Origin of the sequence: Streptomyces sp. NPDC007971 (assembly GCF_042958635.1) — a bacterium.
In the GTDB taxonomy this organism is placed as follows: domain Bacteria; phylum Actinomycetota; class Actinomycetes; order Streptomycetales; family Streptomycetaceae; genus Streptomyces.
In genome coordinates this window covers 44,608-57,331 of the sequence record NZ_JBIBJK010000017.1, presented here as the reverse complement: position 1 = coordinate 57,331, position 12,724 = coordinate 44,608, and the positions used below count along the sequence as shown (strand labels likewise).

The window sequence follows — 12,724 nt, the reverse complement described above, 5'->3', positions numbered from 1 at the left end:
GCGGGCCGGGCACAACGGCTGTACGCGGGCCGGGCACAACGGCTGGACGCGGCCCGGTCCGGCTCGGCGCCACGCGTCACGGCGCGAGGCGCAAGGGTGGGGTGCATCAGGGCGGGTCCGTGTCGGCGGGATCCGGCTTTGCGGGATCCGGCTCGGCCCGGTCCGCGCCGCCGTGGCCCGGACGGCTAGGACGTCGCGACGGACGACCCGGGCAGCGTCGGCAGGCCCGGCAGCGTCGGGAGGGTCGGGAGTCCGGGCAGGTTGGGGACGGGCAGGCCGCCGGAGAGCAGGAGGGCGGCGAGGTAGTTCACGAGACCCGTCAGCACGCCGGTGACCGCCGGGACGACCTGGGTGGCGTCGCCGGAGGTGATGGCCTTCAGGAGCGTGTCCAGCGCCTTGGTGAGCGCGGCGAGCGCGTCGCTCGCGAGGTCCGCCCGCGCCTTGGCGTCGTCGGCGCCCTTGGCGGAGGTGGACGGCGAGGCCGAGGCCGTCGGCGCCGCCGCGGTCACCTTGGCGATGGCGTCCTTGGCGGCCTGGACGAGCTGGGTGGCCTGGTCGGTGGGGAGCTGGCCGTTGTCGGCCTTGAGCACCGCGTTGAGCAGGTCGGTGACCGGGGTGAGCACGATCCCGAGGTTGGCGAGGACCTTGATCTGCACGAGGAGCGCGTCCGCGCCGGGGACGGGCGCGTGGGACGCCGCACGGACGCGCTCGCGGGCGGAGTCGGCCGCGACGGCGGCCGGGCCGGTGACGCCGGCCAGGAGGCCGGCGCAGAGTGCGGTGGACGCGATGCGCCGGACGGACAGACCACGCATGAGGGTTCCCTTCGATGGTGCGTCGGATCTTGTGCCCACCGTGAAATCACCCACCACCATCTGCAACCGATCACCTGCACCGCGTGCCCGACCGTCCCTCAGGAACGCTGGATCGTCCCTGATCAGACGATGCGTCACGGCCATCCCGGGGACTCGGTGAACGGCCCGCCCATTCGGGGCAACGCAGGTCGCCGCCGCCCCACGCGCCGGTGCCGGACCCATTGACCATTTCCTACGCGTGAGTAGGTTGACTTCGCAGACGTGGGCCGACGAGCCGTTGCCGCGGCGGGCCGCGGGGCATGAGACCGCGGCGGGCCAGGGCACGAGACCGCAGCACGTCGGCCGAGCCGCGACCGGGAGCCGTCATGGGCGTACGCAGGGATCTGAAGCGGGCGCGGCAACGCGGCGATCTGGCGGCGCGGACGCGGGTCGAGCTGATCAGGGACGAGACCGGCACGGTCCGCGAGGTGCGCACCGCTGCTCTGGCGCCCCGCGGCACGGGCGGCGGCACCGCCGACATCCCGTTCACCAACGCCGAGGAGGCGCCCGGCGCCGTGGTCCTGCGCCGCCGGGAGAACGGCGCCTGGCGCCCGGTGACCGCCGCGGTCTTCGCCCGTGAGGTCACCGCCGCCGCCAAGGGGCTGATCGCCGCCGGCCTCGAACCCGGCGGCCGGGTCGCCGTCATGTCCCGCACCCGCTACGAGTGGACGGTGCTGGACTTCGCGATCTGGGCCGCCGGCGGCCAGAGCGTCCCCATATACGCCACCTCCTCCGCCGAGCAGGTGGAGTGGATCGTCCGCGACTCCGGGGCGCGCTTCGTCGTCGCCGAGTCGGCCGGGAACGCCGCGACGGTCACCGCCGGCACGGCCGGCCATCCCGAGCCCCCGCGCGTCTGGCGGCTGGACGACGAGGCGCTGCCCGAACTGACCGCCCTCGGCCGGGACGTGCCCGACGAGGAGGTCACCGAGCGCCGCAGGGCCCTGGCGCCGGAGACGGCGGCCACGATCTGCTACACCTCCGGCACCACCGGACGGCCCAAGGGCTGCGTGCTCACCCACGCGAACCTGTACGCCGAGGCCGCCAACACGGTCGAGCTGCTCCACCCGATCTTCAAGGAGGTCACCGGGCAGGTCGCCTCGACGCTCCTGTTCCTTCCGCTCGCCCACATCCTGGGCCGCACCCTGCAGATCGCCTGTCTGCTGGCCCGGATCGAGCTGGGCCACTGCCCGAGCATCAAACCGGGTGAACTGCGCCCGATGCTCAAGGAGTTCCGGCCCACCTTCCTGGTCGGCGTGCCGTACCTCTTCGAGAAGATCCACGACACCGGGCGGGCCACCGCCGAGAAGATCGGCCGGGGCGCGTCCTTCGACCGCGCGGACCGCATCGGGGTGCGCTTCGGGGAGGCGTACCTGAACAGGTTCCTCGGCACGGGCAAGGGACCCGGGATCGGTCTGTACGCCGCCTGGGCGCTGTACGACCTGCTCGTCTACCGGCGAGTCCGCAGGGAACTCGGCGGCCGGATGCGCTACGCCATCAGCGGCGGCTCCCCGCTGGACCGCAGCCTCAACCTCTTCTTCTGCGCGGCCGGCATCATCGTCTACGAGGGCTACGGCCTGACCGAGACCAGCGCCGCCGCCACCATCGTGCCGCCGCTGAAGCCGCGTCCGGGCACGGTCGGCCTGCCGGTCCCCGGGACCGCGGTGCGCATCGCCGACGACGGGGAGGTCCTCATCGAGGGCGCAGTGGTCTTCGGTGCGTACCGGAACAACCCGGCGGCCACGGACGCGGTGCTCAGCGGGGGCTGGTTCGCCACCGGCGACCTCGGCGCCCTCGACGACGACGGCTACCTCACCATCACCGGCCGCAAGAAGGACATCCTCGTCACCTCCGGCGGCAAGAACGTCTCTCCGGCCGTCCTGGAGGACCGTCTGCGCAGCCGCCCGCCCGTCGGGCAGTGCCTCGTCGTCGGCGACCGGCGCCCCTTCGTCGCCGCGCTCGTCACCCTCGACCCCGAGGCGGTCGCCCACTGGCTGTCGGTCCGCAGGATGCCCCCGGACACACCGATGTCCGAGGTGGTCCGGGACCCGCGGATGCGCGCCGACGTACAGCGGGCCGTGGACTACGCCAACGAGGCCGTCTCCCGTGCCGAGTCGATCCGTGCCTTCGCCCTGGTCGAGGGCGAGTTCAGCGAGGAGAACGGGCTGCTCACCCCGTCCCTGAAGGTCAAGCGGCACGCGGTGACGGCCGCGTACGCGGAGCAGGTCGAGGCGCTGTACGGGGCGTGACCCGGCCGGGCGGGACGCCGCACGGCCCCGTCCCCGTCCCCGTCGGCGAGACGCTGTGCGTGGCATGGCCCCCTCGGCGAGACGCCGCGCGGGGCACGGCCCCTCCGGGCGGGACGCCGCACTGGGCGTGATCAAGTCGGGCCGGGGCGGGCGATCGGGTGAATTATCCGGCATTTCACGCGTCCGGGTTTCTTGGGACGCCCACAAGTCGTTCACAGTCTGCAAGTCGTGGCGCGTGTGAGTGTGCAGCAGCACGGTCCCGGCGACGACCCTGCGCAACACGGTGATCGACAAGATCGCATCGACGAGTGACGACGGAGCGGCACGGACCTGGGGCCTGTACCGCACCGGCTCCGGAGCTGCCCCCTTCATCCGGCTCCGGGACCGGCTTTCCGTTCCCCCTGAGAGAAAGACAACGAGAGTGCGACAGACCCTCAGCAAGGGATTGGTCGTGGCCGCCGCCGCGACAACCGCCCTGTCCCTGTCCGGCACATGGGCGTCCGCGGACTCCGGTTCGCCTGCGGCAGCGGGCGCGCCCGCCCTGATGGCGAGCGACTTGGGTGCGCTGGGCGCCCTGGGCAAGCCGGATGCCCTGGAGCCCACGTTCGGAGACGACTCGTCGGCCCACGGCGTCGCCTCGGCCTCCAGCTCCGCGATCGCGCAGAGCACGGCGACGAAGGGACACCGGGCGGCGCCGACCGCCACGGCCACCCCCACCCCCTCGAAGCCGGCCGACGGGTCCTCCTGCGGGTGCAACGGCGAGAGCCAGCCGCCCAGCTACGGCGAGGACAAGCCCCCGAGCTACGGCGAGGACGAGCCGCCCAGCTACGGCGAGGAGTCGCCCACCCCGCCGCCGACCAAGACGCCGGCTCCGCCGAAGACCACCCCGCCGGCCACCCCGACGCCCGTCGCCCCGTCGACACCGCCCGCGGCGCCGACCCCTGTGGTGTCCACGCCTCCGCAGATGGCCTCGACCGGTGCAGGGGACGTGCTCGGCGGCGTGGCCGCCAGCGCGGCGCTGCTGGCCGCCGGAACCGTCCTGTTCCGGCGCGGCCGGGCCGGATCCCACCGGTAGGACACAGAACCGGACCGCAGGGTGCGGGACGCCTCGCGTCCCGCACCCTGCGGCTCTTTTCCGATCATCCGTGCGGGCGATCGGCGTCGAGCCGTCCGACTCATTTGGTGCAATGAGCGTATATATGGCTGTGCCTCAGCCCTGAGGCGCGGTCGCACCGAAGGAGTGGGAATGACGTCCGAGCGTCGCCGGTCCACCCTCAGACGACTGGCGTTCATCACCGCCGGGGTACTGGCATCGGCGGCTCTCGTACCGGGCCCGGACATCGAGGCGGACGCGACAGCGAACCCGGGCGCGCCGCGCTGCGTGCCCGCGGCACGGTCCGCGACGCCCGGCGCCCCGGCCACGCCGCGGCCGGCGGGCCCCACCCCCTCGGCCTGCCCTGCGGGCGGGGCGCCCGCCTCCTCGAAAGAGGCGACGCGGGTGCCCGCGTTCGGCGCGTTTCTGCACTACGGGCCCCTCGGGGTGGCACGCATGCAGGGGCTCAGCGACTGGCTGGACGGCTCCGAGGTGCGCGTGGGGCGCACGTATCTGCCGGGCGACCGGTGGAGCAACATCGAGGGTGCGCCGGGCTTCCTGGACAGCTGGGCCGAGTGGCGGCGGGCCAAGGACGACCGGCTCCTGGTGCTCAACGTCCCGATGATGGAGCGCAACGAGGCGCACCTGTCCGACCCGGAGGTCCGGGGGCTGCTGCGGCGCGCGGCGGCCGGAGAGTTCGACCAGCACTTCCGGGCCCTGGCCCAGCACCTGGTCGATCTGGGGGCGACGGACACGATCCTCGTGCTGGGCTGGGAGATGAACGGCATCACGTACTCCCACCGGTGCGGCCCCGAGCCCGAGGACTGGAAGAGGTACTGGCGGCGCATCGTCACCGTCATGCGCTCGGTGCCCGGACAGCAGTTCAGGTTAGACTTCGCCCCGAACCGGGGGGCGGACGCGGTTCCGTGGCCGCTGTGCTACCCGGGTGACGACGTCGTCGACATCATCGGCATGGACTCCTACGACCAACCGCAGGGAATCACCTTCGACAGGCAGGTGTCCGAGCGCTACGGCCTGCAGTTCCACGTCGACTTCGCGAAGGCCCACGGCAAGCCGACCTCGTATCCCGAATGGGGCCTGTACCGCAACGGCGACAACGTGGGTTACATGCTGCGCATGCTCGCGTGGATGGACGAACACCCGCCGCTGTACAACTCGATCACCGACTACTGCCCGCACGGTGTGTGGCTGTGCACGGCCAATCCCCGGGCGTCCGCCCTCTACCGCGCGGCGCTGGCCGGCCGGCGGGCGCCGGACACGGACCCGGCGCAGGTCCCCGCCTCGCCCGTACCCACGTCTCCCCCGGCGCCGCAGCCGACGCCGAATCCGACGCCGACGCCGAATCCGACTGCGAATCCGACGCCGCCGGCCACGCCCGCCCAGTCGCCCCACTGCCCGTGCACGCCGAGCGGACTCCCGCGCTAGGCCGACCACATGACCGACGGCAGACGCGCGCCCTCGGCCCGGATGACGCCGACGCCACGAGGACGCGGCGACGCCGGGCGCTACGAGGCGCCGCGGGCCCGGGCGTTGCGAGGTCGCCGCGGGCCCGGGCGTTGCGAGGTCGCCGCAGGCCCGGGCGGGACGAGATCTCCGCGACGCCGGGCGCTACGAGATCTCCGCGGGCCCGGCGGTGGTGCCCCGGCGCAGGACCTTCTTGCCCCAGCCCCGCGCGGCGGCCTCGCCGACGGCGGCAGCGAGCAGCGGCGCGGTGCGGCGCCGGGCCAGCAGGAGGCGCTGGTTGACGACGCTGTGCGGGCCCCAGCGGTACTTGTACGGCTCGGTGCCGCGCAGCAGGCTCAGGGTCCGGCTTCCGCCCTCGGCCACGAGATGCTCGGTGGAGGCGCGCAGCAGCATCGACGCCATGTCGGCCTTGCGCTCCCGCAGCCGCGGGTCGACACCGTACAGATACAGGCCCGCCATGCTCTCCGACAGCAGTGTCAGATCGACCCCGACCACCGCGCCGTCGAGCACGAACTCGCGCACCACGGCCTCACCGGTACGGACCATCGGGACCGCCGAGCGGACCAGGTGTTCCAGGAACCGCGGCCGCAGATGCTCCGGCGTCACCTTCCGGCCCTGCCACTGCAACCGGTGCAGTTCGATCAGACGGCGTAGCGCACCGTCCGTCTCGTCGTGGCCCACCAGGCGCCACTCGACGCCGAGCCGGTCGAGTTTGTTCATCTTGTTGCGGATCCGCTGGGCGCGCTGCGACGGCAGCCGCCCGAGGAGCTGGCCCATGGGGAGGGCGGGCAGCTCCAGGCACTCGGAGTCGGGCACCCGCCGGCGCGGGCCGCGCCAGCTGCGGTAGATCCGCTCGACCGCGCCGCCCGGCCGCACCTCGCGGAAGTCGACCAGGGCGGTGCAGGCCAGGTCGCCCAGGGCGTCGGCCAGTGCCTCGGCACCGCGGGCCTCGGCCGTCCCGTCGAGGAGCACGTCGCAGAAGTCGGAGATGGCACCGCCGATCGGCACCAGTGCCGGCAGCGGGTGGTGCACCCGCATCAGCGGTGCGGCGGCCACCAGTTCACCGTGGTCCCGTACCAGGACCAGCCGGAGACCGCCGCGCGTCCCGTACGACAGCCACCACGAGTGCAGCCAGGCGTGGCTCTGGAAGGGCGTCGCCGACCGGCAGGCCCGGTGCAGTCGCCTCCACTCCCCCGCCAGTTGCGCGAAGGCGTGTTCGTCGGTGCAGACCTCGACCGACGGCGCACGGCAGATCGCGGTCGTCACCGCACCCCCTGGGCCTCTGCGGCGGGGGCCGGGCCGGGCAGTTGCGCCCGGCCCATGTCGCCGTCCGCCGCCGCGCGCCGGGGCCGGGCCAGCACCGCGAGGCCGCCCAGCAGGCCTCCGGCGCTCGCGCCGACGAGCGTGGTCAGCGCCGGGGACGCGGACGACGGCTCGGTGGGGGTGAGGGCCGCGGACAGGCGCACCAGCTCGATGCCGGTGGCCTTCTTGGACTGCTTGGCCTGCTGGGTCACCGCGCCGGACACGGCGTTGGCGATGGCGGCGGCCTGGCGGGGCCGTCCGGAGGTCGCCGTGATCGCGATCATCGGTGCGTCGGGGGAGGTGGCGGCCTGCACGCTCCTGCGCAGCTTCGCCACCGGCACGCCCGCGCGCTCCTGTGCCTGCCCCAGCACGGCGAGCTGCGTCACGACCCGGCCGTAGGCCTGCGCGAACCCGACTGCGGTCGCGTGGTCGGCCGCCGACTTCTCGGCCGGTACGGCAAGGACGTAGCCGGTCGCCGAGTACTGCGGTGGTCTCATCACTCCGTACGCGCCTCCGGCCGCGGCGCCGAGCAGTGCGCCGGCCGGGATCAGCCACAGCGTGGACAGCCGCGCGGCGCGCGCGAGCATGCGGCGGTGCAGGCGCACGCGCGGTGTGGGGGTGTCGGTCATCGGGGACTCACTTCCAGGTGGTTCCGGACAGGGCGGCCGTGTACACGTCCATCAGCTGCCGGGCGGTGCGGTCGATGTCGTAGTGCCGCACGGCGTCCGGGACGGTGCGTTCGCCGGGGCCTGCCGCGCGCAGCCGCAGCAGTTCCCGCGCGTAGGCCTCGGCGCCGCCCGTCAGGCGCAGGGCGCCCGGAGCCGCGTGCGGCGGCAGATCGGCGAGGGCGGGCGCGGTCGTGTACAGCACGGGGAGGCCGGCCGCGAGCGCCTCCAGCACGGCCAGTCCGAACGTCTCGTCCGTGCCGGGCGCGACGAGCACGTCCATCGCGGACAGCAGCGCCGGGAGGTCGGGCGTGTCCCTGCCCGGATCCGGCAGGTAGGGCAGCTCCCCGGCGAGGACGACCCGGTCGGCGACGCCCAGCTCGCGCGCGGTGCGCCGCAGCGCCTCCTCCTCGGGCCCGGCGCCGGCCACCAGCAGCCGTACGTCGCCGGGCAGCCGGGCCACCGCGCGTACGGCCACGTCGAAGCGCTTGGCCGTGACGAGGCGGCCGACGCCGCCCACCACGTAGGCGTCCTCGGGCAGTCCGTAGAACGCGCGGGCCTCCTTGCGGCGCACCTCGTCGAACCGGAAGCGGTGGGCGTCGATGCCGTTCGGGACGATGTGGATGCGCTCGTCGGGCACGCCCCAGCGGCCGAGCAGTGCGGCGACCGTCGGGGAGACGGCCACCGTGGCACGGCCGAGGCGCTCGGTGGCCAGGTACAGGGCCCGGATGCCCGCGTTCAGGGCCCTGCCCTCCAGCCGCGTCCCGCACAGCGAGTGTTCGGTGGCCACGACGGTCCGGACCCCGGCGAGGCGCGCGGCGATCCGGCCGTACACGCAGGCCCGGTACAGATGCGTGTGCACCACGTCGTAGCGGCCGGCGCGGATGTGCCGGGCCAGACGGAAGAGGGCGCCGAGGTCGCGGTTGCCGCCCATGCCGAGGTCGGTGACGCGGACGCCGTCGGCTGCCAGCCCGTCGGCGACCGGGCCGGCGTTGGTCAGGGTGATCACGTCGCACTCCGCGGGCAGGTGACGCAGCAGCAGGCGCAGTTGCTGCTCGGCTCCCCCCACTCCGAGTCCGGTGATGATGTGCAGCACTCTCATGAGGTCTCCAGGGCTCGTCCCCAGGCACGGGCCAGCCGGCGCTTCGTCTCCAGCCGGACGGCGGTGTCGGCCTGGCCGATGTGGATGCGGGGCAGCGCCAGGTCGCCGGCGTTCCCGGGGCCGGGGGCGATGGCGCAGGCGTAGCGGTAGCCGGCGCTGTGCACGGCGGCCGAGACGCGGGCGTCGAACATGCCGTACGGGTAGCAGAATCCCTCGATCTCGCATCCGGTGATCCGGGCGAGTAACGCGCGGCTGTCACGGACCTCGGCGTGCAGGACGTCGTCCGGGGCCCGGGTGAGGTCGATGTGCGTGAGGCCGTGCGAGGCGATCTCGACGCCCTCGGCCACCAGATGACGGATGTCGTCCGCGTCCAGCAGCCGCTTGCGCGGGCCGGACTCCTCCCAGTCGTTCTCCGCGCCGAGCCGCCCGACCACCGGGAACACGGTGGCTCCGCTGTGCCAGCGGCGCAGCACGGGCAGCGCGACGGTGCGGAAGTCGGCGTACCCGTCGTCGAAGGTGAGCCCTACCAGCCCGCGCTCCTCTCCCCGGGCCCGGGCGGCGAGCAGCTCGCGCATGCTCACACCGCGCAGGCCCCGGCCTGTGAGCCAGGCGAGCTGGCGGTCGAGACGGGCCGGGGAAACCGTGACGTTGAACGGGTCCTCGGGACAGTCCGAGACGGAGTGGTACATCGCCACCCAGGCGGCGGGGCTCCTTCGCAGCCGTTCCCGTACGACCGGTGCTCTGTCGTGTACGGCCGCAGAAGGATGTTCGGAGGCATCAACGACCATGAGAGTCCAATCGTGTGAGGGAGCGTCGGAGGGAGAGAAGGACGAAGGAGGCCGTCGAGCGGGCACCTGCCACGTCGAGGACCCAGGCCAGCAGCAGATAGACGGCGGTGACGACCAGGCAGGCCGCGCCGACGGCGGCCGGGGGCGAGGCGAGGCGCCCCGCGCAGACGAAGCCGGCTCCGGCGGCGCCCACGGCCGCGGCCACCGGCTTGGCCAGTTCGGCGACGGTGCGGCGGACCCGGACGGCGACGCTGTGCCTGCCCAGCCCGCGCAGCAGGAGCAGTGCGGTGAGGGTGATGCCGACCGAGTTGGCCGCGGCGATGCCGCACGCGCCCCAGGGCCCCACGGCCCAGGCGCCGACGACGGCGTTGGTGACCATGCCCACGGCCATCACGCCCGTGGGGTACCAGGTGGTGCGGCCCGCCGAGAAGTACGACCGCACCAGCGCGCCCACGAGGGTGTGGCCGAGCAGCCCCAGCGTGTACACGCGCAGCACGGCGGCGGTCGCGGCGGTGTCCCCGGCCGTGAAGGCGCCGCGCTGGAAGAGGAGCTGGACGATCTGCGGGGCGCATGCGGTGATCACCGCGGCGCCGAGCAGCGCGATGCAGGTCACCGTCACCAGATCCCGTTCGATGCGCTCCCGGGCCCGCCGGGTGTCGCCCCGGGCGAGGGCCTGCGCCAGCACGGGGAAGGTGACGACGCACAGCATCAGCGCCAGGGACATGGGCAGCTGCCCGATCTTCTGCGCGTAGTTGAGGTGCGAGATGGCGCCGACGGGCAGCCCGGAGGCGAAGTAGCGCTCGATGAGCACCTGCGACTGGCGGCACAGGGCGAAGAGCAGGACCGCGGAGACGAGGGCGAGCGTCAGCGGCCGTTCGCCGTCCTGGCCGCGCGCGGCGGCGGGCCGCTCGGGCCGTTCGGCGAGCCGGCGCCACAGGGACGGAGCCTGCACGGCGGCCATCAGGAACCCGCCGACGGCGACACCGAGGGCCGCCGACCGCACGCCCCAGCGGTCGCCGAGAACGACCATCGTGGCGATGATCGCGATGTTGTAGGCGACGTAGATCGCCCCCGGGGCGAGAAACGTGCGGTGGGCGCGCAGCGCGGCACTGCAGTACCCGGCCAGCCCGAAGCTGAACACACAGGTCGCGGTCAGCCGGGTACAGGCCACGGCGAGGGACGGGTCGGGCAGTCCGGGCGCGAGGACGCCGACCAGGGCGGGTGCCCCGGCCGCGAGCAGGACGGCCATGGCGGCGAAGGCGAGGCACAGCCGCGGCAGCGAGGCGGCGACCAGCGCGCGCACCGGGTCGCGGGCGACGCTCCCGGCCGCCCGCCGCGCCAGAGCGACGCTGAACGCGGGTACGAGCACGAACGCCATCCCGTCCTCGATCAGCAGCGTCGACGCCATCTCCGGCACGGTCCAGGCCACGAGGAACGCGTCGGTGCCCGCACCGGCACCGAAGAGATGCGCGAGCGCCTGGTCCCGCCCGAGCCCGAGCAGCGATCCGGCCACGGACAGCAGGGCGGACAGCAGGGTCGCCCGCGCGAGGAATCGGCCCGAGGAAGCGCCCGTCCGGTCGGCGCCGGTCCGGTCGGCCACCGTCCGGTCGGCGGCGGCCGGATCCAGGTGCCCGTCGGCAGCAGGAGCACCGTCGGGCGCAGAAGCACCCTCGGCAGCAGGAACACCGCCAGCCGCAGAAGCACCCTCGGCAGCAGGAGCACTGTCAGCCGCAGAAGCGCTCTTGGCAGCACAAGCCCCGTCGGCAGCGGTCGCCGGACCGGACGCGGCTCCGGTCGCCGCGGACGCGGGCCTCATCGCGCACCCGCTTGCACGGTCGCCCGCGCGCCCGTCGGCGTACCCGCAGGCGCGCCCGTCGGCGTGGGCGCCGGCGCCGCGTCACGGGCCAGCGCCCACCAGGCGCACACGCCGAAGACCACCGCCGTCAGGATGGTGGAGGGTCCCCCGATGTCGGCATAGAGGAAGTCCACGAGCTGCCACAGCAGCAGCCCACAGGCCGCGATGGCACAGTCCCGGGCACGCCCGGCCCGGCGCAGCCGCCGCAGCGCGCAGACCAGCAGCGCGAGCCAGCTGCCCACCGTCGTGAGCACGCCCAGCAGCCCCTGTTCGCTGAGGACCAGCAGGTACATGTTGTGCGGGGACAGCAGCGGCTGCCGCCGGTAGACCCAGCCCACCCCCTCGATGTCGCTGCCCGACGACAGCGCGAGCGAGGCGTGCCCGTCCCGGTACTGGGGGAAGGCCTTCAGCCCGACGCCCGCCACCGGGTGCCCGCGCCACATGTCGACGGCCGCCGCCCACAGGCTGTAGCGGTCGACGACCGACTGGTCCGGTGCCGCGGCGACCTGGGTGATGCTCGTCAGCCGCTCCTGCAGCACCGCGCTGCCGACGCCGAACCCGCCCACCAGCAGCAGCGCTGCGGCGGCCGCCGCCGCGCACACCGTCACCGCCCGACGCACCCCGGCGAGCAGCAGCTGCGCCCCGCATCCGGCGGCCGTGGCGATCCAGGCACCCCGGCTGAAGGACAGCGCGAGCGGCACGAGCAGCGCCAGCGCGCACCCGGTCGCCAGGACCTGCTGCCGGCGCCTTTTCGTTCCGAGGGCCAGGCCGGTCGCCACCACCACTCCGAACGCGACGACCGTCGCCATCCCCATCACGTCGGCCGGCCCGAAGGTGCCCACCGCCCGGATGTAGGTGCCCTGGTACGAGGCACCGGTGCCGGTGAGGTACTGGTGCACCCCGACCGTGCCCTGCCACAGCGCGAGGCCGACCAGGGACCACAGCAGCAGCCGGGCGTCGCGCCGGTCCCGCACCAGCAGCACCACCGCGATCGGGACGAGCACGAACACCTGCAGATGGCGGGCCAGTCCGGTCAGGGCGTCGCCGGGCGTCGCGGCCCCGCTCGCGGCGACCGCGAGGCCCACCACGGGCAGCCCGAGGACGACCGCGGCGGTCCGCGTCAGCGGGCGCCGCGCCTGCCGAACGGTGTGGACGAGGGCCCACAGCACGAGCAGGCCCGAGGCCGCGTCGGCGGGTGTGACCCTGCTGTCCGGCGCGACCGGCAGCCCCAGCAGGGCGACGACCGCCACCACGGGCAGGACGGAGCCGGCCCGGCGCAGCACCGGCAGCGGCAGCGGCCGCGGGGGCGAGGCTGCCGTGGGAGTGGTCACCGGCGC

The 12,724-nt window shown here is 74.2% G+C and carries 10 protein-coding genes; 3 read left to right on the top strand and 7 right to left on the bottom strand.

Annotation, left to right across the window (positions count from 1 at the left end; all coding sequences use genetic code 11):
- Nucleotides 1–185: 185 nt before the first annotated feature.
- Complete coding sequence (locus ACFZCP_RS31455) at nt 186–812, bottom strand: hypothetical protein (protein WP_391433593.1); 627 nt, start codon at nt 810–812, stop codon at nt 186–188.
- A gap of 365 nt (nt 813–1,177) precedes the next feature.
- Here ACFZCP_RS31455 and ACFZCP_RS31450 point away from each other — a divergent pair, with 365 nt between their 5' ends.
- The 3 genes from ACFZCP_RS31450 to ACFZCP_RS31440 all read left to right on the top strand — a co-directional run bounded on the left by ACFZCP_RS31450 (nt 1,178) and on the right by ACFZCP_RS31440 (nt 5,636).
- Nucleotides 1,178–3,097 carry an AMP-binding protein gene (locus tag ACFZCP_RS31450; protein WP_391433589.1) on the top strand — a complete coding sequence of 640 codons (1,920 nt, stop codon included), beginning with the start codon at nt 1,178–1,180 and terminating at the stop codon, nt 3,095–3,097.
- Nucleotides 3,098–3,518: 421 nt separating this feature from the next.
- The gene (locus ACFZCP_RS31445; RefSeq protein WP_391433585.1) at nt 3,519–4,172 is read left to right on the top strand and encodes a hypothetical protein; all 654 of its coding nucleotides are present in this window, start codon (nt 3,519–3,521) and stop codon (nt 4,170–4,172) included.
- A 171-nt stretch (nt 4,173–4,343) separates the two neighbouring features.
- Complete coding sequence (locus ACFZCP_RS31440) at nt 4,344–5,636, top strand: glycosyl hydrolase (RefSeq protein ID WP_391433583.1); 1,293 nt, start codon at nt 4,344–4,346, stop codon at nt 5,634–5,636.
- Nucleotides 5,637–5,819: 183 nt separating this feature from the next.
- Here the strand turns inward: ACFZCP_RS31440 and ACFZCP_RS31435 are convergent, their stop codons facing one another.
- The 6 genes from ACFZCP_RS31435 to ACFZCP_RS31410 form a co-directional block, all read right to left on the bottom strand.
- On the bottom strand, nt 5,820–6,941 hold the full coding sequence (locus ACFZCP_RS31435; protein WP_391433580.1) for a GNAT family N-acetyltransferase: 1,122 nt from the start codon (nt 6,939–6,941) through the stop codon (nt 5,820–5,822).
- Entirely contained in the window at nt 6,938–7,606 is a 669-nt protein-coding gene (locus ACFZCP_RS31430; RefSeq protein ID WP_391433577.1) for a lipopolysaccharide biosynthesis protein, read from the bottom strand. Before ACFZCP_RS31430 ends, ACFZCP_RS31435 begins: the two co-directional genes overlap by 4 nt.
- A gap of 7 nt (nt 7,607–7,613) precedes the next feature.
- Nucleotides 7,614–8,744 (bottom strand): glycosyltransferase, encoded by a 1,131-nt coding sequence (locus ACFZCP_RS31425; protein WP_391433573.1) that lies wholly within the window; start codon nt 8,742–8,744, stop codon nt 7,614–7,616.
- The gene (locus ACFZCP_RS31420) at nt 8,741–9,433 is read right to left on the bottom strand and encodes a polysaccharide deacetylase family protein (protein ID WP_391433969.1); all 693 of its coding nucleotides are present in this window, start codon (nt 9,431–9,433) and stop codon (nt 8,741–8,743) included. The genes ACFZCP_RS31425 and ACFZCP_RS31420 overlap by 4 nt, the downstream gene beginning before the upstream one ends.
- Before the next feature lie 88 nt (nt 9,434–9,521).
- The gene (gene murJ, locus ACFZCP_RS31415) at nt 9,522–11,348 is read right to left on the bottom strand and encodes a lipid II flippase MurJ (RefSeq protein WP_391433570.1); all 1,827 of its coding nucleotides are present in this window, start codon (nt 11,346–11,348) and stop codon (nt 9,522–9,524) included.
- Nucleotides 11,345–12,718, bottom strand: a complete 1,374-nt coding sequence (locus ACFZCP_RS31410) for an O-antigen ligase family protein (protein WP_391433567.1) — start codon at nt 12,716–12,718, stop codon at nt 11,345–11,347. Before ACFZCP_RS31410 ends, murJ begins: the two co-directional genes overlap by 4 nt.
- Nucleotides 12,719–12,724: the final 6 nt, after the last annotated feature.

Excerpts from the sequence above, each read along its gene's own strand:
- murJ (WP_391433570.1), bottom strand. The coding sequence starts at position 11,348 with ATGAGGCCCGCGTCCGCGGCGACCGGAGCCGCGTCCGGTCCGGCGACC.
- ACFZCP_RS31425 (WP_391433573.1), bottom strand. The coding sequence starts at position 8,744 with ATGAGAGTGCTGCACATCATCACCGGACTCGGAGTGGGGGGAGCCGAG.
- ACFZCP_RS31450 (WP_391433589.1), top strand. The coding sequence starts at position 1,178 with ATGGGCGTACGCAGGGATCTGAAGCGGGCGCGGCAACGCGGCGATCTG.
- ACFZCP_RS31420 (WP_391433969.1), bottom strand. The coding sequence starts at position 9,433 with ATGTACCACTCCGTCTCGGACTGTCCCGAGGACCCGTTCAACGTCACG.
- ACFZCP_RS31455 (WP_391433593.1), bottom strand. The coding sequence starts at position 812 with ATGCGTGGTCTGTCCGTCCGGCGCATCGCGTCCACCGCACTCTGCGCC.
- ACFZCP_RS31430 (WP_391433577.1), bottom strand. The coding sequence starts at position 7,606 with ATGACCGACACCCCCACACCGCGCGTGCGCCTGCACCGCCGCATGCTC.
- ACFZCP_RS31440 (WP_391433583.1), top strand. The coding sequence starts at position 4,344 with ATGACGTCCGAGCGTCGCCGGTCCACCCTCAGACGACTGGCGTTCATC.